This window comes from Streptomyces sp. NPDC001002 (assembly GCF_053599215.1).
Window position 1 is genome coordinate 35029 of the sequence record NZ_JBSFLV010000010.1, and the last position, 25578, is coordinate 60606.

The window sequence follows — 25578 nt, forward strand, 5'->3', positions numbered from 1 at the left end:
GGGGCCGGCCGGGGGCAGGATCGGAGAGCGGCAGGTCAGGCACGCGGTTGGGCACGGCAGGGCGGGAGCACGACGGTGATCCACGAAGTGGACGAGGTCCTCAAGGAGCTGCTCGGCGGCGGCGCGCTGGCGGGTTCCGGGATCGACGTCGCCCTCGACGCGCCGACCCGCGACTGGGCCGCCCGCCGCAACGCGCCCACGATCAACGCCTACTTGTACGACATCCGTGAGGACGTCAACCGGCGCCAGCGCGGGCATGTGCCGGTGCGCGACGAGCGGGACGTGATCGTGAAGCGGCGTCAGCCGCCGCGCTGGTTCCGGCTGTCGTACCTGGTGACGGCGTGGACGAAGCAGCCGCAGGACGAACACCGGCTGCTGTCCGCCGTGTTGGCCACCCTGATCCCGCGCGAGCTGATCGCCCCCGAGGAACTCCCGGGCTCGCTCGGCGCGTTGGGCCTCACGGTCGGCCTCTCCGTCGCCGGCATCCAGACCGAGGCGCGCTCGCTGGCCGAGATCTGGTCCGCGCTGGGCGGCGAACTCAAGCCGTCCCTCGACCTGGTGGTCACCGCGCCCTTCCCGGCCTACCCCGAGTACGACGCCGGCCCGCCCGTCACCGAGGGCGCCGCCGTCCGCGTCCGCACCATGGACGAGGAGCACCCGGTCACCGAGGAACGCGCCCACCGCCCGGTCCACGTGGCCGCGGCCCGGGACGCCCGCGCGACGGCACGGCTCGGCAACGGCCAGGAGACGGACCGCAGTTGACGACGCAGACCCCGCGCAGTGCGGCACCCGACGACCCGGAGACGTACGCGGGCGAGCCACACGACACGTACGCTCCGCAGGCGCCGACGGTGGAGTCCGTCGCCGGTACCGCCGCCGCGCTCGTCGCCCGGCTGGACGTCCTGCGCGACCGCGTGGCCGTGCTGGTCGAGATCCGCTCCGCCGACGACCCCACGGCCGGCGACCCGCTGCGCGGCCTGTACCTGTCGGACGAGGCGGTACGGCACCTGCTGCAGCCGGTGGAACCGGTCCCGGACGCCTTCGGCGACGCCCGCCTGCTCGACGGGTCCGCCGCCCCGCAGGACCGTCTCGTCGAGCTCGCCCGGCGCCTGGCGCTGACCGAGCTCGACGCGGCGCTGCTGCTCATCGCCCTCGCGCCCGACCTGGACCGCACCTTCGAGCCGCTCTACGGGTATCTCAACGACGACGTCAGCCGGCGTCGGGCCACGGTCGCGCTGGCCCTGGACTTGCTCGGCGTGCCCGTGCACTCGGCCGGCGCCCGGGCGCGGTTCCATGCCTCGGCCCCCTTGTCGACGCTCGGGCTCCTCACCGTGGAGGAACCCGAGCGTCCCTTCCTCAGCCGCTCGTTGCGCGTGCCCGACCGGCTGGTGGCACACCTGCTCGGCGACGACACCCCGGACGCGACACTCGCCGCCCACCTGCACCCGCTGCCGGCGCCGCCCGCGTCGTACGACGAGGATGACTCGTACGAGGGTCAGGAGCCGTTCCAGGAAGGCGAGTTCGCGCCCTTCGCGCACCGGCTGGCCGTCCACCTCGCCGCCGGTCCGCCGCTCGCCGTCTACCTCCGTGAGCGGCGCGAGGGCGAGGGGCTCGCCTGTGCCGCCGCCGCACTGCACACCGCGGGCGTGCCGGCCCTGCGCTTCTCCGGCCCCGAGGACCGCGTACCCGACCTGCTGCGGGAGGCCCGGCTGAGCGGCCGGGCGATCGTCGTCTCCAGGCTGCCGGACCAACCGGCAAGGTTGATGCGGGAGTTGACGGCCGCCACCGATGTGCCCGTGCTGGTCATCGGGCCCCGCCCCTACGACCCCCAGTGGTGCGAGCACGACCCGCTCGTGCTGGACGTGCCCGCACAGCAGGCGGAGGCGGTACGCACCTGGTCGGCCGCCCTGGGCGAGGAGCCCGGCTTCGATCTGGCCGCCGTCGTCGCCCCGTACCACCTCTCCGGCGACCGCATCGCGCGCGCGGCGCAGGCCGCCCGGCAGCTGGCCCGCTTCGACGCCACCCCGCTCTCCCCCGCCCATCTGCGCCTGGGCGCCCGGCAGCAGTCCGCGTCCGGGCTCGAACAGCACGCCCGCCGTATCCGCCCCGCGGTCGACTGGCAGGACCTCGTGCTGCCCGACCGTCCGCTCACCCAGCTGCGCGAACTCGCCCTGCGCGCACGGCATCGCGACCGGGTGCTCGGCGACTGGCGGCTCAGCGCGGGCGGCGGCCGGGGCCGGGGCGTGCTCGGACTGTTCGCGGGCGAGTCCGGCACCGGCAAGACACTGTCGGCAGAGGTGGTCGCCGCCGAACTGGGCCTCGATCTCTACGTCGTCCAACTCTCGTCCGTGGTCGACAAGTACGTCGGCGAGACCGAGAAGAACCTGGAGCGCATCTTCTCCGAGGCCGACCGCACCGATGCCGTGCTCCTCTTCGACGAGGCCGACGCCGTGTTCGGCAAGCGCTCCGAGGTGAAGGACTCGCACGACCGGTACGCCAACATGGAGAGCGCCTATCTGCTCCAGCGCCTGGAGTCCTTCCACGGCATCGCCCTGCTCACCACCAACCTGCGGGCCAACATCGACGAGGCGTTCACCCGACGCCTTGACCTGGTGGTCGACTTCCCGTTCCCGGACCGCCACCAGCGGCTCGCCCTGTGGCGGCAGAGCCTGTCCCACGTGCCGTGTGCCGGGGAGCTCGAACTCGGGCCCGTGGCCGCCGACTTCGAGCTGGCCGGCGGCTCCATCCGCAGCGCCGTGGTGACCGCCGCGTACCTCGCGGCGGCCCGCGACGACCTCGTCACCGGGACCGACCTCCTGGAGGGCGCCCGCCGCGAGTACCGCAAGGCGGGGCGCCTGGTGCCGGGCGAAGGGTCCTGGTAACCGCGCGGCTCTGGTGGCGGCCGGGCTCCCACTCGGCCGCCACCGGTCCCGGTCAGTCCTGCACGCGCCACTTCTGGTTGGGCGTGCCGGAGCAGGTCCACAGCTGGAGCTTGGTGCCCTTGGCGGTGCCGTTGTCCTTGGCGTCCACGCACTTGTCGGCCTGCGGGTTCACCAGATCGCCGGCCTGGCTCAGCACGAACTGCTGGGCCGGGTTGCCGCTGCACCGGGCGAGCTGGATGTGCGCCCCGTCGTCCTTGGAGCCCCACGCCACGTCCATGCACATGCCGAGCGAGCGCACGGTGCCGTCGCCGCGGAAGTCCCACTTCTGGTTGGCGCTGCCCGCGCAGTCCCAGAGCTGGAGCTGGGTGCCGTCCTTCCCCTTGCCGTTCTGGGCGTCGGTGACGTCGATGCAGCGGTCCGAGCCCTGCCCGATGATGAGCTGCCCCACGACCTTGACGGTCTTCTTCGGCGTGGGCTTGGCCTCGCTCTCCTGCTTCTTGCCGCCGCCCGTCGAGCCCGTGGACCCCGAGGAACCGGACGAATCGGTGTCCCCCGAGCCGCCGGACCCCTTGTCCGACTCCTCCTCGGTCGCCAACGGGACGGACGGCTCCGGAGCCGCCTGGGCTAGGTCGGGTGTGGCCTGCGACGACGGGGCGAGCGGGTTGCCGGCCACGACGGGCTTCGGCCTGGCACCGGTACCGACCTGGGGGTTGTACGCGATCCAGAACATCGTGAAGGCGAGAGCGAGGGCGACGAAGACGCCGAAGAAGGTCGCCAGCCAGCGGGGCAGGAGTCCGCCCTGGAGGTAAGTCCCCTCCACAGGAAGGGGGTTGGCGCCCGACCGCAGCACCGACAGCGTGTACGGCCGCTGCTCCTTCGACCCGAACCAGATGATCCGGCGCGGCTTCAGCGTCGTCCTCACGAACGCGGCCCGACCCGGCTCGATCTGCACGCTGCTGGGATGGATGTCGTACGCCAGATGATCACCGTGGTCACTGCCGCTGATCGACGCCGTGAGCCCGGTGTTGCCCAGGTTGTCCACGGCGAGCCGCGGCCGCCCGCGGAACCGCCCCTTCACCGTCGGCGGGACCAACTCGGCCCGCACCTCCGTGAAGGGAGTGATCGTCAGATTCCCCTCGGGGACGGTCGTCGCCTCCGGGTGTTCCGTGGGGGTGATCCGTACGGCGTACGGGTTCGGGCCCGCCGTCGCGTCGGGCGTGCGCGGCGGAGAGAACGTCAGGTCCACCGAACCCGTCGTCCCCGGATACAGCCGGAGGGTCGGCGGCTCCACGACGGTCCAGGGCGCGATCGGCCCGACCGCCTCGAAGCGGTACTCGTCCACCACATCACCGGTGTTGCGCAGGCGCAGCCGCACCCGTGCGCTGCCGCCCGGATCGACCGTCGCGGAAGCGGGTTCCAGAGAAGTCCACAGGCCGGTCACGTCATGCCTCCGTCGGGTGGACGATCCGCCACTCCTGGTCGTCGGTGTTGGAGCAGTCGAAAAGAGTGAGATTGAGGTCGTTGGCGGACGAGCTGTTGCCGTCCACGTCGAGGCACTTGTTGTTGCTCGCGAAGTTGCGGATCCAGTAGTCGCCGCTCTCCTGCTTGTCGATCCACCACAGTTGGTTGTCGGCGGTCGTGCCGTCACAGGTGAACTCGGTGATCTTCGTGCGGATCGGCTGCGCCCCGTAGTACGGCAGATCCATGCAGAGCCGGTCCTTCACGTTGCGGATCTGGAAGAGTGCGGTGCCGCCCGGGCCGCCCTTCGGGTACCTCACCTCAAGGTTCCAGAGCTGGTTGTCGTGGCTGGTGCCGTCGCAGATGTACTGGCGCACCGGACCGTTGATCGTGCCCTTCTCGTAGTACGGGATGTCCGCGCACTTGCCGGTCGTGGCGTTGCGCAGCAGGACGTTCGTCGCGGGCACCACGGGCTTCGGGGCCTTCTTCTTGGGCGGGGCCTGCGAACTGCCGCCTCCCCCGCCGCCTCCGCCACCGGCCTGCTCGGTCTGCCCGCCGCCGGTCGGCGCCGCCGGAGCGGACGGCTGCGGAGCGGGAGGCGTGAGGGCCGGGCTGGGGGTCGGGGTGGGCGTGAGGGCGTTGCCGGCCTCGACGGGCTTAGGCCTGGCACCCGTACCGACCTGAGGCTTGTACGCGATCCACAGCATGGCGAAGGTGATCGCGAGGGCGAAGAAGATCCCGAAGAACGTGGCCAGCCAGCGAGGGAGGAAGCCGCGCTGGAGGTAAGTGCCCTCCACGGCAACGGGGTTGGCCCCTGAGCGCAGTACCGAGAGTTCGTACGGGCGCTGTTCCTTCGGTCCGAACCAGATCATCCGGCGCGGCTTCAACGTCGTCTTCACGAACGCCGCCCGGCCCGGCTCGATCTGCACGTTGCTCGGGTGGATGTCGTACGCGAGGTGATCGCCGTGGTCGTTGCCGCTGATCGACGCCGTCAGCTTGGTGTTGCCGATGTTGTCGATCGCCAGCTTCGGCCGCCCACGAAAACGCCCCTTCACGGTCGGCGGCACCAACTCCGCCCGCACTTCCGTGAACGGAGTGATCGTCAGATTCCCCTCGGGGACGGTCGTCGCCTCCGGGTGCTCGGTCGGGGTGATCCGTACCGCGTACGGGTTCGGGCCCGCGGTGGCGTCCGGCGTGCGCGGCGGAGAGAACGTCAGGTCCACCGAACCCGTCGTGCCCGGGTACAGCCGGAGGGTCGGCGGTTCGACGACGGTCCAGGGCGCGATCGGGCCCACCGCCTCGAAGCGGTATTCGTCCACCACGTCACCGGTGTTGCGCAGGCGCAGCCGCACGCGCGTGCTGCCGCCCGGATCGACCGTCGCCGAAGCGGGTTCGAGTGAGGTCCACAGAGTCATGGCGTCACACCGTCAGCTTGATGGCTTCGATCCAGTGGTTGTTGTCGAAGTTGCCGGCGGTGTTGAGGCCGGGGCGGGCGTCGTTGCAGACCTGGCCGCTCCAGTCCTGTTCAACCTGCTTGACGGTGTTGCAGAGTTGGCCGGCGCCGACGTTCCAGACGAAGGTCACCAGGTACGGGGCGTCCTTGGCCGTGCTGCCGACGTAGTTGTCCTTGCCGTCCTCGATGATGGCCGTCCACTTGGGGAGCCAGGCGCCCTGGCCGTTGGTCGACTGGGGGTTGTGCACCATGGCCGTGCCGGCGGAACCGTCCACGCCGTACACCGCGATGTTGAGCGCGGTGACCTGCCTGCCCTGGCCGACCGTGCCGCCGAGGGTGCCGTCGCACACCGGCTTCTGCCAGCCCGCGCCGAAGACGAACGCGCGGTAGCAGACGTGCCGTCCGCCCGGGTCGCTCTTGGCCAGGCGCTTCACGGCGGTCGCCGCCGTGTCGGCCTTGGGCTTGGCGGTCACCGTGGCCTTGGCCCCGCCGCCTCCACCGGACCCGCTCCCCCCGGACCCCGCACCGGGATCGGCGGCCGGCGGTGCGCTGGTCGTCGCGGGGGCCGCCGGTATCACCGGGGCGGCACTCGCCGAGGGGGTGGGCGTGAGGGCGTTGCCGGCCTCGACGGGCTTGGGCCTGGCGCCCGTACCGACCTGGGGCTTGTACGCGATCCACAGCATGGCGAAGGTGATCGCGAGGGCGAAGAAGATGCCGAAGAACGTGGCGAGCCAGCGAGGGAGGAAGCCGCGCTGGAGGTAAGTCCCCTCCACCGGATGGGGGTTGGTGCCCGAGCGCAGTACCGACAGCGTGTACGGGCGCTGTTCCTTCGGTCCGAACCAGATGATCCGGCGCGGCTTCAGCGTGGTCTTCACGAACGCCGCCCGGCCCGGCTCGATCTGCACGTTGCTCGGGTGGATGTCGTACGCGAGGTGATCGCCGTGGTCGTTGCCGCTGATCGACGCCGTCAGTTTCGTATTGCCGATGTTGTCGATCGCCAGCTTCGGCCGCCCACGAAAACGCCCCTTCACGGTCGGCGGGACCAACTCGGCCCGCACTTCCGTGAACGGAGTGATCGTCAGATTCCCCTCGGGGACGGTCGTCGCCTCCGGGTGCTCGGTCGGGATGATCCGTACCGCGTACGGGTTCGGGCCCGCGGTGGCGTCCGGCGTGCGCGGCGGGGCGAAGGTCAGGTCCACCGATCCGGTCGTCCCCGGGTACAGGCGGAGCGTCTGCGGCTCCACCCTCGTCCACGGGGCCACCGGCCCCACCGCCTCGAAGCGGTACTCGTCCACCACGTCACCGGTGTTGCGCAACCGAAGCCGCACGCGCGTGCTGCCGCCCGGATCAACCGTCGCGGAAGCGGGTTCCAGAGAAGTCCACAGGCTCACACAGTCACGCTAGGGGTGGTCGGCGCCGCCGGTCAGGAAGCTTTGGGGCACATCGGGTGACCTGCGGGGCACAGTGGTGGCGGTCAGTCCTTCAGCTCGTCGAGTCCCGGCTTGGCGCGGGGTCCGGTCGAGTAGGGCCGCAGGGTCATGTGCTGCGAGCTGTTGCCGGCCATCCGCTGGAACTGGGAGAGGCTCACCTTCAGCGTGATGTTCCCGTAGTTGGGGTCCTTGTAGCGGACCTCCCGGCTCCCCGTGTCGTAGGAGTCGATGAGAACGGCGTGCACCGTGCTCTCCATCGTGCTCGCCAACCGCGAGGTCAGGTCCAGTTCCGGCGCGGACGTGTCGTCGCCCGCCTTCAGCTTGAACCTCCGCTTGATACCGGCGTAGCAGGGCAGGCTCTGGTGCGTCATGGCGAGGTGGACGTCGTTGAGGCTCTGGCTCGCGTCGATCTGCGCGGGGGCGGTGTCGAGGAGCTTGTTCACCTCGTCACCCTGCGCGCCCACCTTCTGCACCAGCTTCGTGGCACGGTCCTGGGCCTTGGCGTAGACGTCGCGGATCGAGGCGAACTGCGCGCTGCCGTTCTGGAAGTCCAGCTTGTCGAGCGAGGTCTCCGCGCCCATGGACCGGCGAGCGAACAGGGCGACCTCGTCGCGGGTGATGTCCGTGACGGACGGGTCCTGGTGCGCGCGCCAGTTGTCGAGCTTGCTCACCATGACGCCCAGCGCCTCGGCGGTCATCATCACCGCGAGCCGGCGGCCCTCGATGCTGTTCCCCCGCTGCTTCTCCTCGCGCTGGCGGTCGTCGCGGTCGGCCGTGGTGGGGTACGCCCGCATCGCGACGGACAGCGCCTGGATGGGCAGCCCGTGGTGCTCGGCGATGGCCTCCAGCACGTAGAGCCAGCAGGACGGCCCCTGTTGCACGGCCAGCTTGGTGACCCGCTGCACGGCGCCGGTGGGCGCGGGCGTGGCGGGGACCGTCGTCGCCGGCATGCGTTGCACCTGCGGCACCGAACCGCTCATCACCTTGCGGGCGTTGTCCACCGCACGGCGTTCGCCCGAGTCGTTGACGTCGGAGACCCGCACCCCGGTGCCGTTGTCCGTGCCGGGGACCGGTCCTGCCATCTGGTCCTGGTAGTGGGTCAGTTCGTGCGCCCAGTCCTCTTTGGTCATGGTGTCGCCGACGACCACGTTCGGACCGGAGGTGTAGGCCTTGGCCTGGAGCTGTACGGCCGAGGCGCGGGCCGTGGAACCGGTGTGCACGCGTACGCCGCTGAAGTCGGCCCCGCCGAACCGGGCTTCCATCTCGCCGCGCAGGACCGGGTCCATGGACTGCCCGGGAGAGCGCACCACGTCGTGCACGAGGGCCCGGCGCTGTACGGACGGGGTGTGTCCGCAGCCCGCGTCGTGCTCGTGGCGCTCCTCGGCGATGGCCTGGGTCACGGCGGCGTTGCCCGCGAGGCGTTGCAGGTCCAGCATGCGCTGTACGGGCGGACCCGGCGCCGGGGCGCGGCGTGCCCCCTGCTGGTCGCTGTCCTTGCGGACCGGTGTCCCCTGTGCGCGCACGGCACTCCCTCGAAGCTGGACGTCGACTCCCCAGCGTTACCGGGCGGTCGGGAGCGCGGGAAGGACCGGAAGGGCAGCGATGAGGGCAGCGGGGCGGGGCACCCCCGGCCGGACTGCCCTTCCGGGCAACCGAGTTGCCCCCGATCCGGCACTGGAGGCCGTTTCGCGGAGAGTTGCGCGCGCGTGAGGGTGGGAGGCGTTCCTGTCTCGTACCCCGAGGAGAGCAGAGCATGCCGTCCTACCTGTCGCCCGGCGTCTACGTCGAGGAGGTGGCCAGCGGCTCGCGCCCCATCGAGGGAGTGGGCACGTCGGTCGCCGCCTTTGTGGGCCTCGCCCCGAGCGGCCCGCTGAACGAGCCGACCCTGGTGACCAACTGGACCCAGTACGTGGCGGCCTTCGGTGAGTTCACCGACGGGTACTACCTCGCGCACTCCGTCTACGGCTTCTTCCAGAACGGCGGCAGCGCCGCGTACGTCGTCCGCGTGGGCGGTGCTCCCGGCGCGTCCGCCGGGAACGGTGCCGGCCCCGCCGCGGTCACCGGTTCCGCCGCCCCGGCCGCTCTTCCCGCGGGCGAGCCCCGCCAGTTGGGCACCTTCTCCGTGACGGCGCTCGCCGCCGGCAGCAGCGGTCCGCTGAGCGTCGAGGTCGCGGACGCGGAGGGCGAAGGCCCTGCCGAGCGGTTCAAGCTGATCGTCAAGGACGGCGAGAAGGCCGTCGAGAACTTCGACGTGACCGCCAAGAAGGGTGGCCGCAACTACGTGGTCACGCAGGTGAAGGAGCGCTCCAAGCTCATCACCGTGACCGAGGCCGCGCCCGCCGGACAGCTCGCCCGTCCGGACAACCAGACGCTGGCCCTGGTCTCCCCGGCCGCCGCGCCCGCCACCCCTGGCAGCACCGACGGCGCCGTCGAGACCTCGCACCCCGGCCCGGCCACCTATCTCGGCGACTCCGCCGACCGCACCGGTTTCGGCGGCCTGGAGGCCGTGGACGAGATCTCCATGGTCGCGGTGCCCGACCTGATGGCCGCCTACCAGCGCGGCGCGATCGACCTGGAGGCCGTCAAGGCCGTCCAGTTGGGTCTGATCGCGCACTGCGAGCTGATGGGCGACCGGGTCGCGATCATCGACCCGCCGCCGAGCCTGAACGCCCGTCAGATCCGGGTGTGGCGGCAGGAGACGGCCGGCTACGACTCCAAGTTCGCGGCCCTGTACTACCCGTGGATCAAGAGCTTCGACCCCTCCAGCGGTCAGTCCCGGCTGATCCCGCCGAGCGGTCACGTGGCCGGCATCTGGGCGCGCAACGACTCCGAGCGCGGTGTGCACAAGGCCCCGGCGAACGAGGTCGTGCGCGGCGCGGTGGACCTGGAGATGCAGATCACCCGCGGTGAGCAGGACCTGCTCAACCCGATCGGCGTCAACTGCATCCGCTCCTTCCCGGGCCGCGGCATCCGCGTCTGGGGCGCCCGCACCCTCTCCTCGGACCCGGCCTGGCGCTACCTGAACATCCGCCGGTACTTCAACTACCTGGAGGAGTCGATCCTGATCGGCACCCAGTGGGTGGTGTTCGAGCCGAACGACCACGCCCTGTGGGCCCGGATCCGGCGCAACATCTCGGCGTTCCTGGTCAACGAGTGGCGCAGCGGCGCCCTGTTCGGGCAGCGGCCCGAGGAGGCGTACTACGTCAAGTGCGACGAGGAGACCAACCCGCCGGAGTCGGTCGACGTCGGCCGGGTCGTCTGCGAGATCGGCATCGCGCCGGTCAAGCCCGCCGAGTTCGTGATCTTCCGGCTGGCCCAGTTCTCCAGCGGCAACGGGGAGTTGGAGGAGTAGGGCAGGGCCTCGCCCTCACCTCTCCAGGTCGTCTTCACCACCCTCAGCGCTTAGAAGGACAGCGAATTCATGAGTCTCCAGCCGGGTGACGCCCTCACCTCACATAATTTCGGCCTGCAGATCGACGGTGTGATGGTCGAGTACCTCGCCGAGGTCAGCGGTCTGAGCATCGAGCAGGACGTCATCACGTACCAGCAGAACACCCCCAACGGCCAGAACGTGGTCAAGAACCTGCCGGGTGTGAAGAAGAACGGCACCTGCACGGTGGTCCGCGGTATGACCCAGTCGGCCTCGTTCACCCAGTGGATCAACGAGTCGATCTCCGGTCAGATGACGACGGCCCGCAAGAACGCGTCGATCATCATGATGGACTTCCAGAACAACCCGGTGAAGCGCTACCACCTGCGCAACGCCTGGTGCAACAAGATCGACGCGAGCACGGTCAAGGCCGGCGAGGCCGCCGCGCTCACCGAGACCGTGACCATCGCGTTCGAAGAACTGGTCATCGAGTAATGCGTCGTTCGGCTGCCAGGGCCGGCGGCGCCGTCTCGTACTCCGGCGCGGACGCGGCGGCGCCCGCGCCGGAGACGGACGGGGAGTTGACGGGTACTCAGGTGGCGGCGGGTGCGCAGACGGCCCCCGCGCCGCCCGCCCCCGTGCAGCAACCCGAGCCGCTGCGCACGGAGTTCGCCTTCCAGCTGCCGCGCGGATACGTCGACGAGGCGGGCACCGTCCACCGGGACGGCGTGATGCGTCTGTCGACGGCACGGGACGAACTGGTCCCGCTGCGGGACGTGCGGGTGCAGGAGAACCCGGCGTTCCTCTCGGTGGTGCTGCTGGGCCGGGTCATCACCCGCCTCGGCACGCTGCCGATCGTCCACGACGGCATCGTGGAGAACATGTTCGCCTCCGACCTGGCCTTCCTGCAGGACTTCTACCGCCAGATCAACGCGGAGGGCCACACCCGCGCCGCCGTGCAGTGCCCGCACTGCTCGGAGCCGTTCGAGGTGGAACTCGGCGGGAGCCGCCTGGGGGAATCGTGACGTACGCGACCGACCGGCTGCACGAGGAGATCGCGTACGTCGCCTACCACTTCCACTGGAGCATGGACGAGATCCTCGACCTGGAGCACGCCGACCGCCGCCGTTTCACGGACGAGATCGCGTCCCTGGTGACACGGGCCGGGGCGGAGGGCTGAGCGGTGGGTTTCCTGGACCGGTTCCGCAGCCGGGGTGACTCCGTCGCCGGCGGCGGTGAAAGCGGCGCGAGCGAGAGCAAGGGTGACGGCGAGAACGCCGTCGCCCCCGCACCCGTGCCATCGGGCGGTACGGCTCCGGTGCTCGCCTCCTGGCCGGGGCTGCCGCCGATCCAGCGGACCCTGGCGCCGGGGCGGGCCGGGGTCGCCGACGCGGCCTTCGGCGGGCGCCTGCCGACCTGGCAGAACCCGTCGTTCATGGCCACGGCGTCCCACGCGGTCCTGGACGGCCGCTCCAGCGCGCTCCTGGGTGACGCGGCACGCACGGCGGGTCTTCCGATGCCGGGCCTCGAACGCCCCGCGGGCGCCCTGCCGTTGGCGAGCCCCGAGCCGACACCGACTCCGGTACAGCGACGGGCTGCGGTGCCTTTGCGGGTGCTTCCGGCGTCGGTGCCGGGCAGCTCTACGAGCGGGGCGCGAACTCCCGTGGTCGGGCAGGCCGTTCAGCGAGTGGCGCGTAACAGTGGGTCGTCACGTGCGTCGGGGCCGGTCGCTGCAACCCAAGCCCAGGCAGTCGGCAATCCCGTTACAGGCGGAGGCACGTCGACGGCAGCTCCTTCCAGCAGTGTCGCAGGGGGCGTTCGTACGAGTACGCCGTCCGTCATCGCAGGCAGTTCGGGCGTCGATATGCCCGCCGTTCAGCAGGTCGCCTCAGTGAACTCGTCGCCTGCCCCCGTGGTGGCACCGCCTGCATCGGGTCTCCGGGTGCGAAACGTCCCGGCTGCCACACCGTCGTTCCGGCCTCCGCAGTCCCTGACGAGGGCCCGGACCAGTGCTACGGCAGTACAGCGCCGTGCCCTGCCCGTGGCGCCGCGCGCCTCCGCTGGGCCTACGGCGTCCGGCGCGAAGGCGTCTAGCGGTACGACTGACCCGGGCGCCGAGAGCGACCGAGCGGGGCGCTCCGCGGGTTCCGCGTCCACGACTCCGTCGGTCGGGGAAGTCGGCGAGGTCAGCGACGTCATCGTGCAGCGCGCTCCCGGCAGCAGCGGTCCCGCGCCGGTCGACGACCCGCGCATCGAGGTCGCGCCGACTTCTGAGCCAGACGGGGCTGTCCCCAGCGCCAACCCGGTGGTGCCGCCGCCGGGTCCAGTACGCGGTGCCACTCCAGGAGCACCCTCCTCGTCCCGTCCGACGGCCGCGCCTCCCGTGGTCCAGCGACGCGCGGTCACAGGGTCTTCGTCGTCGTCCGACATCAGCCGTACGACGACACCGGGCCCCACGCCTACCACGCCACCGACAACGGCGGCGGCAGCGGCAGCGGCAGTCCCGAACTCTCCTGTTCCGGCCCGCACTTCACCGCCCGCCGTGCAGCGGTCGACGTCTCCTTCCCTGCCTACGTCCGCTGGTGCGCAGCGCGCCTCGGCGACGCCCGACAGCGCCGCAACACCTGTACGGCAGAGCGCGGCAGCTCCCAGCGCTACGCCAACTCCCGTGCAGCGCACGGCGTCAGCTGCCGACGGCGCCCCGACACCCGTACAGCAGCCGCCAGTAACCCCTGCCGACGCCTCCACACCGGCGCCGCTTCCCACTGCCGAGCCCGCTTCCTCGCCGGCCGCCCCTCTCCCGTCGGTCCAGCGCAGTACTGCCCCCGCCGCACCTCGTTCCACCCCGCGCCCCGGTCTCGGAGCGCCGCTGGCCTCGAAGCCGGCCACGCCCATGACTCCGCAGACGCCCGCGCCTGCGCCTACGTCTGCGTCTGCGTCTGCGCCCGCACCGATGCCTACGCCTGCGTCGATGCCCGCGCCCGTGCCGAACTCGGCGTCCACACCGCCCAGTTCGATCACGCCCGCCCCTGCGGCGCCTCCCACACCGCCGACCCTCGCGACCGGCAGCACCCCGCTCACCTCACCCACCGTGGGAACCGGCACCGGCGAGCCCACACGCCGACCCACCCCGGTCGCCCCTGCCGCCCCCTCCAGTTCCACCTCCTTCACCACCCCACCCCCCGTCCAGCGCACCCCGGCCACCTCCGCCACGCCACCCGTCCAACGCACCCCGGCCACCTCCCCCGCGCCCACCTCCCGCCGCTCCCCGTTGGGCGCCCCCCTGGCCTCTCCCCCGGCCGACGCCACGCCCCTCCTCGGCGCCCCCGTCCCGGCGGCTCCGGCCTTCCCCGCTGCCCCGGCCATCCCCGCGGCGCGACCCACCACCGCCGTACCGAACGAGCCCTTCGTGCAGCGCCTCGCCGCGGCGCCCACGCCCGCCGTGCCCGCCGCACCCACGGCCACCCCGCCCGGCGTCCCGTCCGCGCCCCCGGCGACAACGTCATCCATCAACTCCCCCTCCATACCGGGCACTCCGGCCACCTTCGCCCCGCCCGGTTTCCCCCCGGCACCCATCACGGGCGCCGCCCCCCTCGACCTCCCGTCGGCGCCGCCCACCGTCATCTCGCACCAGCCGCCGCCGACGCAATTCCCCACCACGGGGAACCCCTTGGGCCCAGTTCCGACGCCCGCGCCGCCAACTGCCCACCCCGCAGCGCCGGTTCAGCGAAAGGCAGCCTCCGTCAAGGCCACCCCGCTGCGACGCCCCGCACCTCCCGTCACCGGTCGTGCCCCGCTCCCCGTGGCCGCGCTCACTCCGCCTCCGCTGCCTCCGACCTCGGGCGTCCAAGGCCCCGCCTCCACCTCGCCCGGCAACCAACAGAGCGCCGCCGCTTCCCCCTTGGCCGTCCAACGCGCCCCCTGGAGCAGGTCCAAGTCGTCGTCACCGGCCAAGCACCAGACCCGGCACAGTGCCACCGGTGCCCTCGCGGCAGCCGCCGCGGCGACGGTCGCGAGCACGGTCGGCCGGCACACACCCGCCGCTCCTCCCTCCGGCCCGCCCGCCACCGCTCGCCGGAGCGAACCGCCACCGCCGTACACCGCCACCACCTCGGGCCCGCCGAACGACCCGCCGCCGCCCTACTCCGTGTCCGCGTCCGCCTCGGCCGCCGCGCCGCCGCCCGAGTACACGGCGGTGGCCGCCGGGGGGTTCGACCCGCGGGAGCTCACCGACTTCCAGCTCGACGAACTCGTCCACCGGATCATCGGCCGGATCACACGGCTGATCCGCACCGAACTCCGTATGGACCGCGAGCGGATCGGCAAGCTCCGCGACCCCCGCCACTGACAAGCGCCCGACCGACCAGCACCCACCCGCCACTGAACGACAGAAAGGCCCCGTGATGTCCCGCCAGGACCCGGGCTCCACCATCTGGTTCACCCTCAGCATCGACGGGGAGAGCCTCGGCTACTTCAACGGATGCGAGGGCCTGTCGTCCCAGGTGGAGGTCGAGCACCGCCAGGAGGGCGGGAACAACGGCTTCGTCTGGCAGTTGCCGACGCGGGTCACGTTCTCCACGATCCGGCTGACGCGTCCGCTCACCCCGGACACCACGAAGGTCGCCAAGTGGATCTCGTCGGTGCAGACGGGCATCAAGCGGCCCACCGCGCAGATCGCGGCGCTGCGCGCGGACGGTTCGGAGGTGGCGCGTTGGGGTCTGATCGACGTGCTGCCGGTGAGCTGGACCGGGCCCACCCTCGACCCGGCGAGCCCGTCGGTGGCGACCGAGGTGCTGGAGATCGCCCACCACGGGTTCACGGACTAGCGGGGAGCGGGAGACATGGCGAAGGGCAGCAAGGGCGCGGGCAAGAGCCTGGTACACGCCACGCTCGCGATCCACGAACCGCCGAAGGGCAAGAGCAGGGCGCCCGGCGGGATCATCAAGACGTTCGGCTTCGACTTCAATCCGGCGCAGCTGTCGCTGACCCGCCGTGCGCAGTGGAAGGTGACCCCGGCGCAGATCGAACGGGACGGCCCGCTACCGGAGTTCATGGGTTCCGAGCCGCGTGAGATGAGCGTCGAGATCTTCCTCGACTCCTCCGACGAACCGACCAGCAACACCGTCATGAAGAAGGTCGAGTCGCTGCTGTCGTGCTGCGAGGTGACGACCAAGTCCATTGCGGCCAAGCAGCCTTCGCCGCCGTGGGTCGTCTTCCAGTGGGGGTCGTTCGCGACGGCCCGCTTCACGGCGTACGTCAGCTCGGCGGAGGCCAACTACACGCTGTTCTCGACGACCGGCGTGCCCATCCGCGCCACCTGCCGGCTCCAGCTGCACGAGATCCCGAGCAAGACCAAGGGGCAGAACCCGACTTCGGGCGCGCTCACGGCCCAGCGCGTGCACCGGGTCGTGGCGGGTGACTCCCTTCAGTCGCTGGCCTGGCGGGAGTACGGCAACGCGGCCGCCTGGCGGTCCATCGCCGAGATCAACGGCATCGACGACCCAGGGCACTTGCCCACCGGCATCGAACTCGTGCTGCCGGCCGCCGAGGAGGTGCGTGGCTGATGGTGCAGTCCGCGTACTCCAACGTCGTAGACGTGAAGATCGGCGGCGCCAAGCTGCCGCCCGAGTTCGCCCCCGACCTGGTGGAGAGTTACGTCGACCAGGGCGTCGGCGTGCCGGCCGCGTTCCGGCTCACCTTCCGCGACCCCTACCGGCTGCTCCTTGGCAAACTGAACATCACCTTCGGCACCAAGGTGGTGTTCGCGCCGGTGGCCGACGGCGAGGGCGCCGGCGATCCGCTGCTGACCGGCGAGGTCACGGGACTTGAGGCCGACTACGACGGCACCGGCAGTTACACCGTGGTGCGCGGCTACGACCTCGGGCACCGCATGCTGCGCCAGCGCCGGGTGGCCGCGTACCGCAATCAGAGCGCCTCCGACATCGCCCGCAAGCTGGCCGGCCAGGACGGTGTGCCGGTCGGGAAGATCGAGTCGACGAAGACGGTCTACGAGTTCATCAGCCAGTCCAACGTCACCGACTGGGACTTCCTGTCGCGCCTCGCCGACGAGAACGAGATGGTCATGTCCGTGGACGCGGACGGCAAGTTCCAGTTCGTGAAGCCCAAGTCGGCCTCGGGCGCGCCCTCGCCGAACACGGACGGCGACAAGAGTCCGTTCGTGCTCCAGGCCGGGCACGACATCCTGCGGCTCCGGGCCGCCGCGACCGCCGCCGACCAGGTCGGCAAGGTCGAGGCGCGCGGCTGGGACGTGACGACCAAGAAGAAACTCACCGCCATCGCGCCCGCGACCTCCAACCCGGGCATCACCATCGGCACCACTCCGGGCGCGGCGGCCGGGAAGTTCAAGACGGCCAAGCTGGTCGAGACGGGCACGCCCTACGACAAGCAGAACGAGGTGAAGTTCGCCGCCGACGCCCTAGCCGACGACGTCACCGGCTCGTTCGCCGAGCTGGAGGTCGTCGCGCGCGGAAATCCCAAGCTGCGCCCGGGAGTTCCGGTCGCACTCGCGGACGTGGGCGTGCCCTTCGAGGGCAAGTACACGGTCACCTCGGTGCGGCACGTGTTCGGCGACGGCAAGCACTACGAGGCGTGGGTGACGGTCAGCGGCCGGCAGTGGCGTTCTCTGTACGGCCTTGCCTCGGGCGGCGCGGACTCCTCGCCGCGGCTGCCGAGTGTGGCCAACGCGCTGGTGACCGACGTCAACGACCCGCTCAAGCAGGGCCGGGTCAGGCTGCAGTTCCCGTGGCTGGACGACACCTACGTCAGCGACTGGACGCGGACCGTGCAGATGGGCGGTCTGGGCGGCGGGGGGATCTTCCCGCTGGACGTCAACGACGAGGTGCTGGTCGCCTTCGACCGAGGGGCGCTTGACCATCCGTTCGTCATCGGCGGGCTCTACAACGGGCGGGACAAGCCGACCGTCGTGAGTGATGTGCCGCTGCACGACACCGTGCGCAAGAAGGCGAGCCGGCACACCGTCTCCGACCGGGACGGCAACCGGCTCGACCTGCTCAGCCAGAAGACCGGCATGCGCAAGCAGGGCGTGCGGCTGATCTCCGGCGACAAGATGCTGACCGTCTTCCTGGACCGGACGAAGACCGAGATCACCGTGGACAGCAAGGGCTCGGTCACCATCAAGGGCAGCCGGTCGGTGTCGGTGGAGGCCGGCACCGACCTCACGTTGAGCGCGCGGCGGGCGCTGACCATCAAGAGCGGCGGTCCGCTCAACATCCAGGGCGGCGGTGTGGTCAACATGCGGTCCGCGGGTGTGATCGGCCTGAACGCGGCGGGCGCCCTGAACCTCAACGCGCTGGGTGCCGCGAGCCTCACCGGCGTGGGCACCGTGCAGGTCACCTCGGCCGTCAACACGACGATCAAGGCGCCGACCACCATGGTCATGTCCCCGGTGTTCGGGGTCACCACCATCCCCGTCCCGATGGTCCCGTGAGCCGTTTCCCAGGAAGGCAGGTGCGTCTTTGATGGCCGAGCAGTTCGTCGGATCCGGCTGGTCGTTCCCGCTGCGGATCGGGCCGACCGGCGGGATCGCGCTGGTCAGCGGCGAGCGGGAGGTCGAGGAGGCGATCCGGCTGGTCCTGTCGACCTCGCCGGGCGAGCGGCCGATGCGGCCCGACTTCGGCTGCGCGATCCACGACCTGGTGTTCGCGCCGGTCAACGAGCAGACCGCGGGCCGCATCCAGCACGAGGTGCACATAAGCCTGGACCGCTGGGAGCCGCGGATCGAGGTCGAGGACGTCGAGGTCACCGCCGGCGGCGACCAGAGCGTGCTCTACATCGACGTCCGCTACTCGATCCGCGGCACCAACAACCCGCGCAGCCTGGTCTTCCCGTTCTACGTCATTCCGTCCCACGAGGAGCCCGACGCCGGCCCCGGCGCGGGCAACTCCCTTGAAAGCGACCGCTGATGGCCCTGCCCTCACCCAACCTCGACGACCGCCGCTTCCAGCAGTTCGTCGACGACGCCAAGCGCTACATCCAGCAGCGCGCCCCGGAGTGGACCGACCACAACGTCTCCGACCCGGGCGTCACCCTCGTCGAGACGGTCGCCCACATGGCCGACCAGATCGTCTACCGGCTCAACCGGGTGCCGGAGAAGAACCATCTGGCGTTCCTGGACCTGGTGGGGATCACGCTGTTCCCGCCGTCGGCCGCGCGCACGGACGTGACGTTCTGGCTGTCGGCGCCGCAGGAGGAGGCGATCCCGGTGCCGGTGGGCACCGAGGTGGCCACCATGCGGACCGAGAGCGAGGAGGCGGTGGTCTTCGCCACCGAGCGCCAACTGACCGTCGTGCCGTGCGAGTTGAGCCACCTGCTGGTGCAGCACCGAGGTGAGCCGGCGGTGGACCGGACACCGGACCTGGCCATCGAGGACCGGGACCTGCTGTGCTTCTCCGAGTCCCCGGACCCGGGTGACTGCATGCTGCTGGGCCTGACCAACGCGGTGCCGCACTGCGCGGTCGCGCTGGACCTGGACAGCCGGGTGGACGGCGTCGGCGTGGACCCGCGGCAGCCGCCGCTGGTGTGGGAGGCGTGGACCGCGGACGGCTGGCAGCTGTGCGAGGTCGACCGGGACGGCACCGGTGGTCTCAACCGGCCGGGCGAGGTCGTCCTGCACATCCCGAGCGGTCACGTCCTGTCCCGCAACGCCGGGCAGGAGGCCGGCTGGCTGCGCTGCCGGGTCACCGAACCCGGCCCCGGCCAGCCCTTCTACACCACCTCGCCGACCATCCGGGCCGCCGAGGCCTTCACCATCGGCGGCACCACCGCGGCCGTACACGCCGAAGCGGTGTACGACGAGGCGCTCGGCGAGTCGACCGGGCTGCCGGGGCAGCGGGTGCGGCTGGAGCACGCGCCCGTGGTCGGCGACGATCCGCCGGTGCTGCTTCAGACCGCCGAGCACGAGGGCTGGACGGACTGGCGGGTCGTGCCGCACTTCGCGGACTCGGGCCCTGACGACCGGCACATCGTCGTCGACGCGACCAGCGGCGAGATCTCCTTCGGGCCCGCCGTGCGCGAGCCCGACGGCTCCCTGCGCCAGTACGGCACAGTCGCCCCCAAGGGCTCGCCGATCCGGGCCCGCCGCTACCGCACCGGCGGCGGCCGGGCCGGCAACGTGGCGCGCGGCGCCGTACAGATCCTGCGCACCTCGATTCCGTACGTCTCGGAGGTCGTCAACCGCGAGGCCGCGCGCGGCGGGGTGGACGGGGAGACCGTCCAGGAGGCCAAGGTCCGGGCGCCGATCACGCTGCGCGCGCAGGAACGGGCGGTGACGCTGCGGGACTACGAGGAGCTGGCCCGCCGGGCGGCCCCCGAGACCGCGCGCATCACCTGCCTTGAGGGCGCGGAGGGCGAGCACGGAGCGTACGCGGTACGGGTGTTGGTGGTACCGCAGGCGGTGGCGGATCCCGGCGGCCGACTGCGCTTCGAGCAACTGGTCCCCGGGGACGCCCTGTTGGACCGCATCACCCGACACCTCGACGAACGGCGCCTGATCGGCACGAGGTTGGCGGTCGGGCCGCCGTACTACCAAGGCGTGACCGTGGTCGCCACCGTGCACGCCTTCCGGGGCGTCGACACCGACAAGGTGCGCCGCGAGGCGCACGACGCCCTGTACCGGCACCTCGATCCGCTCACCGGCGGGGCGAACGGCACGGGTTGGCCCTTCGGGCGGCCCGTGCAGTCCGGCGAGGTGTTCGCGGTGCTGCAGCGCGTACCCGGGGTGGAACTGGTCGACGAGGTGACCCTGCACCCGGCCGACCCGCTGACGGGCAAGCGCGGCGAGGCGACGGACCGGATCGATCTGTCCGCGCCCTCACTGGTCTTCTCGTTCGACCATCGCGTACGGGTGATCGGGGACGGCAACTGATGAGAGGTTCCATAGACGGCCTCGAATCCTCGGCGCCGATCGGCATGATGCTGCCGGCCGTGTTCGCCGACGACGACCTCGCGCAGCGGTTCGTCGGCGGGCTGGACGAGGTGGTGGCCCCGATCCACAACACGCTGGACTGTCTCGACACGTACTTCCGCCCGTCCCTCGCGCCGCTCGACTTCACCCAGTGGCTGGGGAGTTGGGTCGGCGCGGAGACCGACGGCAGCGAACCGGAGGCCCTGCTGCGGACCGCGGTGGCCGCCGCCGCGTATCTGCACCGGGTGCGCGGCACGGTACGCGGCCTCGCCGAAGCGGTACGACTCGCCTTCGGCGTGACACCGGAGATCACGGAGAGCGGGGCGGCGGCCTGGAGCGCGCGCCCGCTGGGCCCGGTCCCCGGCGAGGCGCGCCCGCGCCTCCACGTCCACCTGCGCCTGCCCTCCCCCACCTCGGCGGACCACCACCGCCTGGACGCCCTCGTGGCGGCCGCCCGCCCAGCCCACATGCCGTACACGGTCCAAGTGACCGCAGGCGACCCCGCCGAAAGGACCCCGCAGACATGACGACCACCCAGAACTGCGCCGAATGCGGCACCCGCGCGGAACCGGGCCAGTCGTTCTGCGACGCCTGCGGGGCGGTACTGAGCTGGACGGACCGGGTGCCCGCCGGTGCCTCCGGCGGAAACGCGAGTGCCTCCGGCGGGGGTGCGGGTGCCTCCGGCGGGGGTGCGGAGGGCTCCAGCAGGGGCACGGACGACTCCGGTCGTGATGAGGAGGCCGTCGACAGGAACACCGGTGCCTCCAACGGCAGTTCAGGAGCGACCGGTCGGAACGGGAACGGCTCCGCTCAGGGCGGGGACGCCTCGGGCCGCGGGGCGGATGACGCTGCCTTCGCCACGTCCTCCGCCGGGTCCGCCTCCTCCGCCGGGGCGGGCGGTTCCTCGTCCGGCGGGCCCGGTGGGTCCGGTGACCCCGGTTGGGATGCCTTCGCCCGGTCGGACGGGAGTGCGGGGCTGGTCCGTAGCGCGCGGGAGGAGCTGTTGGCCTCCGGTACGTCGGCCGCAGCGGTCGATGCCGGTGGCGCGCCGGTGGCCACGAACGCCTCCGCCGGCCCGTCCCCCTCCACCGCTCAGTCCTCCGCCACCCCTCAGCCCACCGGCCCGTCCCCTTCCGCCGCTCAGCCCGTCGCGCCGTCGCCCACCCCCTCTCAATCCGCCCCTCAGTCCCCCGCCGACCAGGACGACGACACCCTCCCCAACCAATCGAGGTCCCTCGCCGCGGGGACGGTTCCGACCCCCGCTGTCTTCCCGGCGGCCCCGCCCCCCGCGGACCCGGCGTACCACGACGACATGGCCCACCGCGCCCGGCAGTTGCTCGTGCCGGTAAACGATCCGGAGCCTCGCCCCACGGCCGAGCCGGCAGTCGCGCCGGTGCTGCCGGGACGGCCCGCGCCGCAGCGGCCGCAGACCGTGCGGGCGCCCGGTGAGGAACTCGGGGCGGACGGGGGGACGCCGTGTCCCTGGTGTGCGACGCGCAATCGGCCCGAGCGGCACTACTGCGCGCGGTGCGCGATGCCGATGGCCGGCGAGGGGCCCATACCCGGTCGACTGCCTTGGTGGCGGCGGCTGTTGGGCTTCCGGAACCGGGAGACCCCCTGGGCCGGCGACCGGCCGAGACTGCGCCGCGCCTTCGACCAGATCCTGACCTGGCTGACCGCCGCGGTCGTACTGGCCCTGCTGATCTGGCTGGCGTTCAGCATCCCCAAGGGCGTCCAGGCCACCCGCGATCACTTCGCCAAGCGTGCGCAGGTCGCCCCCGACAGCGTCAGCGCGTCCCGGTCCTACCCGGGTCACAAGCCGGCGCTGGCCTTCGACAAGCTCAACGACACCTGGTGGGGTCCGGGCGTGTCGGCATCGGGCCGCGGCGAGTGGATCGAGGCGAAGTTCGAGGAGCCGACCCGGCTGCTCGACCTGCTCATCACGCCCGGCGTCTCCGCCCGTGCCGACCAGCTCTCCCAGTCGGCCCTGCCGCACCGCGTCGAGGCCACCATCACGCTGGCCAACGGCAAGACGACCAAGCGTGAACTCACCCTCGACCAGGGCGCGGGCGCCCAGCGCCGGGCCTTCCGGGTCGGCGAGGTCACCAAGGTCCGCTTCACCATCGAGTCGGCGTACCTGATCTCCTCGACCAAGCAGGTGGCCATCGCCGAAATAGAGTTCTTCGGCCCGTCGAACGCGAACTCCGGCTGACACAACCAGCGGATTTACGGGGGTTATTCGTGGCGGTGGCGTGTGGATAGGTTCACACGCCACCGAAGGGCCCGAGGAACCCTTGCGGCGGCCACGGTCGTGACGTAACAACATGGATCATGAACCTGTTCAACCGTGCTGCGTCCCTGCGCCGCCCGGCACCCCCCACGGCTTTCCCCCAACCCCCCGCCGAACCCCCGGCCTTCGCCCCGCCCGCCCCCGACCCCGGCCTGGCGGGCCTGACCGGTGACTGGCTGATCGACCCCGCGCACAGCCGTATCGGCTTCTCCGTACGCCACGCCCTGGTGACGACCGTGCGCGGAGCCTTCACGGAGTACGACAGCCGGCTCCACTTCGACGGCCGCGACCCCTCCCGATCGAGCGCCGAGATCGTCCTGTCGACCGCGTCCGTCGACACCGGCGTCGAACAACGCGACACCCATCTGATCGGCCGCGACTTCCTGGACGCCCGGAACTACCCGCGCATGCGCTTCACCAGTACGGCCGTTCGGCTCGCGGGGGACGACGTCTACCGCATGACCGGCGACCTCACCATCAAGAACCGCACCCGTCCCGTGGACCTGGAACTCACCTACATAGGACACGTCACCGACCCCTTCGGATACGACCGGGTGGGCTTCGACGGCACGACCACCATCAACCGTTCCGAATGGGGCCTGGCCTACAACGCGCGGCTCGCGGAGGGCGGCGCGATGGTGAGCGAGAAGGTCCGGCTCCAGTTCGACATCGCCGCGATCCGGACCGTACCCAACGACTGAACCGCTCGGCCCCCGGGCCTCAACTCTTGGGTGCCGTCAGGTCGTAGACGACCGTCGAGCCCACCGTCCGCGGGGTGAAGGACGCGGTCACCCAGGCCGAGATCCGCGCACCGGTGCTGTCCTCGCCCTCGCGGGCGAAGCCGCCCTCCTGGCCGCCCTGGGCCACGAAGTAGTGGATCTCCCCGTCGGCGACGTACTGCTTGAAGCGGGCGAGCGTCGGTGCCGGGTCCCCGCCGCTGAAGCCGCCGATGGGCATGACCGGTCGGCCGGTGGCGAGTTGGAGCCAGGTCTGGTTGTCGGAGGCGACGGTCGCGGCGATCCAGGTGTAGGCCTGGGCGTTCTCGACCAGCGTGGCGCGCAGTTGAGGCGTGACGGCGTCGATGCCGCCCAGGCGGCCGGCACCGCTCTTGCCCGTGCCGCCCGTGCCGCCGGTACCCCCGCCACCTCGTGTGCCTCCCCCGGTGGGCCCGCCGTGTCCCTGCGCATCGGCCGCCGAGGCGGGGCCCGCGAGCGGGGTCTGCCCGGTGTGGGCCGTGGTGACCGTGGCCCACGTGTAGGCGGCCGGTCCGGCGAGTACGGCGGCCAGCGCGAGGCCCGTCGCGCCGAGCGCGAGTCGGCGCGGGAGGAGACGCGCGAGCGCCATGCCGGCTGCCGCCGCCAGCCCAACCACCAGTACCGACCAACGCAGTTGGGCGGTCCAGCCGTCCGCGCGGCCGAGCAGCACGAACGCCCACACCGCCGTCGCCGCGACCGTCACCGCCAGGACCACAGCCGCGACGGCACGGCCTCGGAGGCGCCAGAACAGGACCGTACCCATGGCGACCAATGCGGCGATGTACGGCGCGAGCGCGACGGTGTAGTACTCGTGGAAGGTCCCGGACATGAAGCTGAACGTCACCGCGGTGCACAGCAACGCGCCGCCCCAGGTCAGAAATGCCGTGCGGTGCGGGTCGGTTCGGGCGGCCCGGCGGGTGACCACGAGCGCCGCGACCAGGAGGATCAGCGCGGCGGGCAGCAGCCAGGAGATCTGGCCGCCCAGCGCACTGTCGAACATGCGCGTGATGCCGCCCTCGCCACCGTGGCCGCCCCCACCGCTCCTGCCCTCGTCACCGGTGATGCGCCCGAGCCCGTTGTAGCCGAGGGTCAGCTCCAGGAAGCTGTTGTCCGTGGAACCGCCCACGTAGGGGCGGGAGTTGACCGGCCAGAGCTCGACCAGGGCCACCCACCAGCCGGCGCTGACCACGATCGCGGCCCCGGCCAGCAGGACTTGACCGATCCGCCTGGTGAGGGGCTGCGCCGCGCACACCAGGTAGACCGCCGTCAGCGCCGGCAGGATCAGCCACGCCTGGAGGGTCTTGACCAGGAAGGCGAGACCGAAGCAGACCCCGGTCAGCACCATCCAGCGGGCCACCCGGTGTCCTTCCAGAGCGCGTTGGAAGCAGTACAGCGCGCACACCAGGAGCAGGGCGAGCAGCGCGTCGGGGTTGTTGAAGCGGAACATCAGCGCCGCGACCGGGGTCAGCGCGAGGAGCGCGCCGGCCAGCAGCCCGGCGGCCGGTCCGTACAGTCGCCGTACCGCCGCGTACAGCACGCCGACCGTGGCGACGCCCATCAGCGCCTCGGGGGCGAGGATCTGCCAGGACCCGACGCCGAAGAGCCGTACGGAGAGGTCCATGGGCCACAGCGCGACCGGCGGCTTGTCGACGGTGATGGAATTCCCCGCGTCCGAGGCCCCGAAGAACGCGGCCTTCCAGCTCTCGCCGCCCGCCTGCACGGCCGCCGAGTAGAACTCGTTGCCGTAGCCGGACGCGCCCAGGTCCCAGAGGAAGGCGATCGCGGCGACGATCAACAGGGCCCAGAAGGCGGGGCGTTCCCATGGTGGACTGGCGGTGCGGTCGGTGGCCGCGGCCGTTCGGGGTGGCAACGGGCCCTCAAGGACTGAGGGGTTGAGCGTGGTCATGTCTCTCCTCGTGGGGGCATGGTGAGGCACTGTGGGGCCGTCGGGACGTCGAAGTCCGTCCTCGGTGCGGCCGTCACCCTGCACGGCCGAC

20 protein-coding genes are annotated in these 25578 nt (G+C 71.6%); 15 read left to right on the plus strand and 5 right to left on the minus strand.

Annotated features, from left to right (window positions below; all coding sequences use genetic code 11):
• Positions 1-75: 75 nt before the first annotated feature.
• Together ACWDR3_RS07690 and ACWDR3_RS07695 are read left to right on the plus strand one after the other, a co-directional pair.
• Entirely contained in the window at positions 76-762 is a 687-nt protein-coding gene (locus tag ACWDR3_RS07690) for a DUF4255 domain-containing protein (protein ID WP_450351552.1), read from the plus strand.
• An 89-nt stretch (positions 763-851) separates the two neighbouring features.
• Entirely contained in the window at positions 852-2882 is a 2031-nt protein-coding gene (locus ACWDR3_RS07695; RefSeq protein WP_450351615.1) for an AAA family ATPase, read from the plus strand.
• Between the two features lie 52 nt (positions 2883-2934).
• On the opposite strand, the gene ACWDR3_RS07700 is transcribed toward ACWDR3_RS07695, so the two are convergent.
• From ACWDR3_RS07700 to ACWDR3_RS07715, 4 genes are all read right to left on the minus strand, one after another.
• Positions 2935-4323, minus strand: coding sequence for a ricin-type beta-trefoil lectin domain protein (locus ACWDR3_RS07700; RefSeq protein ID WP_450351553.1), 1389 nt, complete (start codon positions 4321-4323; stop codon positions 2935-2937).
• Position 4324: 1 nt separating this feature from the next.
• Positions 4325-5755 (minus strand): RICIN domain-containing protein, encoded by a 1431-nt coding sequence (locus ACWDR3_RS07705; protein WP_450351554.1) that lies wholly within the window; start codon positions 5753-5755, stop codon positions 4325-4327.
• A gap of 4 nt (positions 5756-5759) precedes the next feature.
• Positions 5760-7184 carry a hydrolase gene (locus ACWDR3_RS07710; protein WP_450351555.1) on the minus strand — a complete coding sequence of 475 codons (1425 nt, stop codon included), beginning with the start codon at positions 7182-7184 and terminating at the stop codon, positions 5760-5762.
• 83 nt (positions 7185-7267) lie between these two features.
• On the minus strand, positions 7268-8746 hold the full coding sequence (locus ACWDR3_RS07715) for an eCIS core domain-containing protein (RefSeq protein ID WP_450351556.1): 1479 nt from the start codon (positions 8744-8746) through the stop codon (positions 7268-7270).
• A gap of 230 nt (positions 8747-8976) precedes the next feature.
• On the opposite strand from ACWDR3_RS07715, the gene ACWDR3_RS07720 reads away from it, so the two are divergent.
• From ACWDR3_RS07720 to ACWDR3_RS07780, 13 genes are all read left to right on the plus strand, one after another.
• Positions 8977-10575, plus strand: a complete 1599-nt coding sequence (locus ACWDR3_RS07720) for a phage tail sheath subtilisin-like domain-containing protein (RefSeq protein ID WP_450351557.1) — start codon at positions 8977-8979, stop codon at positions 10573-10575.
• Positions 10576-10644: 69 nt separating this feature from the next.
• A complete protein-coding gene (locus tag ACWDR3_RS07725; RefSeq protein ID WP_133047373.1) occupies positions 10645-11088 on the plus strand; it encodes a phage tail protein in 444 nt (147 codons plus the stop codon).
• Positions 11088-11618: a hypothetical protein gene (locus ACWDR3_RS07730; RefSeq protein ID WP_450351558.1), complete on the plus strand. Its 531-nt coding sequence runs from the start codon at positions 11088-11090 to the stop codon at positions 11616-11618. The genes ACWDR3_RS07725 and ACWDR3_RS07730 overlap by 1 nt, the downstream gene beginning before the upstream one ends.
• Complete coding sequence (locus tag ACWDR3_RS07735) at positions 11615-11773, plus strand: DUF6760 family protein (RefSeq protein ID WP_185146030.1); 159 nt, start codon at positions 11615-11617, stop codon at positions 11771-11773. The genes ACWDR3_RS07730 and ACWDR3_RS07735 overlap by 4 nt, the downstream gene beginning before the upstream one ends.
• A gap of 1791 nt (positions 11774-13564) precedes the next feature.
• A complete protein-coding gene (locus tag ACWDR3_RS07740) occupies positions 13565-14941 on the plus strand; it encodes a hypothetical protein (protein WP_450351559.1) in 1377 nt (458 codons plus the stop codon).
• A 55-nt stretch (positions 14942-14996) separates the two neighbouring features.
• Positions 14997-15419 (plus strand): phage tail protein, encoded by a 423-nt coding sequence (locus ACWDR3_RS07745; RefSeq protein ID WP_123999236.1) that lies wholly within the window; start codon positions 14997-14999, stop codon positions 15417-15419.
• Positions 15420-15434: 15 nt separating this feature from the next.
• A complete protein-coding gene (locus ACWDR3_RS07750; RefSeq protein ID WP_450351560.1) occupies positions 15435-16157 on the plus strand; it encodes a CIS tube protein in 723 nt (240 codons plus the stop codon).
• Complete coding sequence (locus ACWDR3_RS07755) at positions 16157-18061, plus strand: VgrG-related protein (protein WP_450351561.1); 1905 nt, start codon at positions 16157-16159, stop codon at positions 18059-18061. Before ACWDR3_RS07750 ends, ACWDR3_RS07755 begins: the two co-directional genes overlap by 1 nt.
• 31 nt (positions 18062-18092) lie before the next feature.
• Entirely contained in the window at positions 18093-18536 is a 444-nt protein-coding gene (locus tag ACWDR3_RS07760; protein ID WP_280880083.1) for a GPW/gp25 family protein, read from the plus strand.
• Positions 18536-20497 carry a putative baseplate assembly protein gene (locus ACWDR3_RS07765; RefSeq protein WP_450351562.1) on the plus strand — a complete coding sequence of 654 codons (1962 nt, stop codon included), beginning with the start codon at positions 18536-18538 and terminating at the stop codon, positions 20495-20497. The genes ACWDR3_RS07760 and ACWDR3_RS07765 overlap by 1 nt, the downstream gene beginning before the upstream one ends.
• Positions 20497-21063, plus strand: a complete 567-nt coding sequence (locus ACWDR3_RS07770) for a phage tail protein (RefSeq protein ID WP_450351563.1) — start codon at positions 20497-20499, stop codon at positions 21061-21063. Before ACWDR3_RS07765 ends, ACWDR3_RS07770 begins: the two co-directional genes overlap by 1 nt.
• Entirely contained in the window at positions 21060-22748 is a 1689-nt protein-coding gene (locus ACWDR3_RS07775) for an NADase-type glycan-binding domain-containing protein (RefSeq protein WP_450351564.1), read from the plus strand. Before ACWDR3_RS07770 ends, ACWDR3_RS07775 begins: the two co-directional genes overlap by 4 nt.
• Before the next feature lie 119 nt (positions 22749-22867).
• On the plus strand, positions 22868-23527 hold the full coding sequence (locus ACWDR3_RS07780) for a YceI family protein (RefSeq protein ID WP_450351565.1): 660 nt from the start codon (positions 22868-22870) through the stop codon (positions 23525-23527).
• 19 nt (positions 23528-23546) lie between these two features.
• On the opposite strand, the gene ACWDR3_RS07785 is transcribed toward ACWDR3_RS07780, so the two are convergent.
• Entirely contained in the window at positions 23547-25487 is a 1941-nt protein-coding gene (locus tag ACWDR3_RS07785; RefSeq protein ID WP_450351566.1) for an ArnT family glycosyltransferase, read from the minus strand.
• Between the last annotated feature and the right edge of the window lie 91 nt (positions 25488-25578).

Excerpts from the sequence above, each read along its gene's own strand:
- ACWDR3_RS07705 (WP_450351554.1), bottom strand. The coding sequence starts at position 5,755 with ATGACTCTGTGGACCTCACTCGAACCCGCTTCGGCGACGGTCGATCCG.
- ACWDR3_RS07720 (WP_450351557.1), top strand. The coding sequence starts at position 8,977 with ATGCCGTCCTACCTGTCGCCCGGCGTCTACGTCGAGGAGGTGGCCAGC.
- ACWDR3_RS07725 (WP_133047373.1), top strand. The coding sequence starts at position 10,645 with ATGAGTCTCCAGCCGGGTGACGCCCTCACCTCACATAATTTCGGCCTG.
- ACWDR3_RS07730 (WP_450351558.1), top strand. The coding sequence starts at position 11,088 with ATGCGTCGTTCGGCTGCCAGGGCCGGCGGCGCCGTCTCGTACTCCGGC.
- ACWDR3_RS07740 (WP_450351559.1), top strand. The coding sequence starts at position 13,565 with ATGCCCGCGCCCGTGCCGAACTCGGCGTCCACACCGCCCAGTTCGATC.
- ACWDR3_RS07745 (WP_123999236.1), top strand. The coding sequence starts at position 14,997 with ATGTCCCGCCAGGACCCGGGCTCCACCATCTGGTTCACCCTCAGCATC.
- ACWDR3_RS07750 (WP_450351560.1), top strand. The coding sequence starts at position 15,435 with ATGGCGAAGGGCAGCAAGGGCGCGGGCAAGAGCCTGGTACACGCCACG.
- ACWDR3_RS07755 (WP_450351561.1), top strand. The coding sequence starts at position 16,157 with ATGGTGCAGTCCGCGTACTCCAACGTCGTAGACGTGAAGATCGGCGGC.
- ACWDR3_RS07760 (WP_280880083.1), top strand. The coding sequence starts at position 18,093 with ATGGCCGAGCAGTTCGTCGGATCCGGCTGGTCGTTCCCGCTGCGGATC.
- ACWDR3_RS07765 (WP_450351562.1), top strand. The coding sequence starts at position 18,536 with ATGGCCCTGCCCTCACCCAACCTCGACGACCGCCGCTTCCAGCAGTTC.
- ACWDR3_RS07770 (WP_450351563.1), top strand. The coding sequence starts at position 20,497 with ATGAGAGGTTCCATAGACGGCCTCGAATCCTCGGCGCCGATCGGCATG.
- ACWDR3_RS07775 (WP_450351564.1), top strand. The coding sequence starts at position 21,060 with ATGACGACCACCCAGAACTGCGCCGAATGCGGCACCCGCGCGGAACCG.
- ACWDR3_RS07780 (WP_450351565.1), top strand. The coding sequence starts at position 22,868 with ATGAACCTGTTCAACCGTGCTGCGTCCCTGCGCCGCCCGGCACCCCCC.
- ACWDR3_RS07785 (WP_450351566.1), bottom strand. The coding sequence starts at position 25,487 with ATGACCACGCTCAACCCCTCAGTCCTTGAGGGCCCGTTGCCACCCCGA.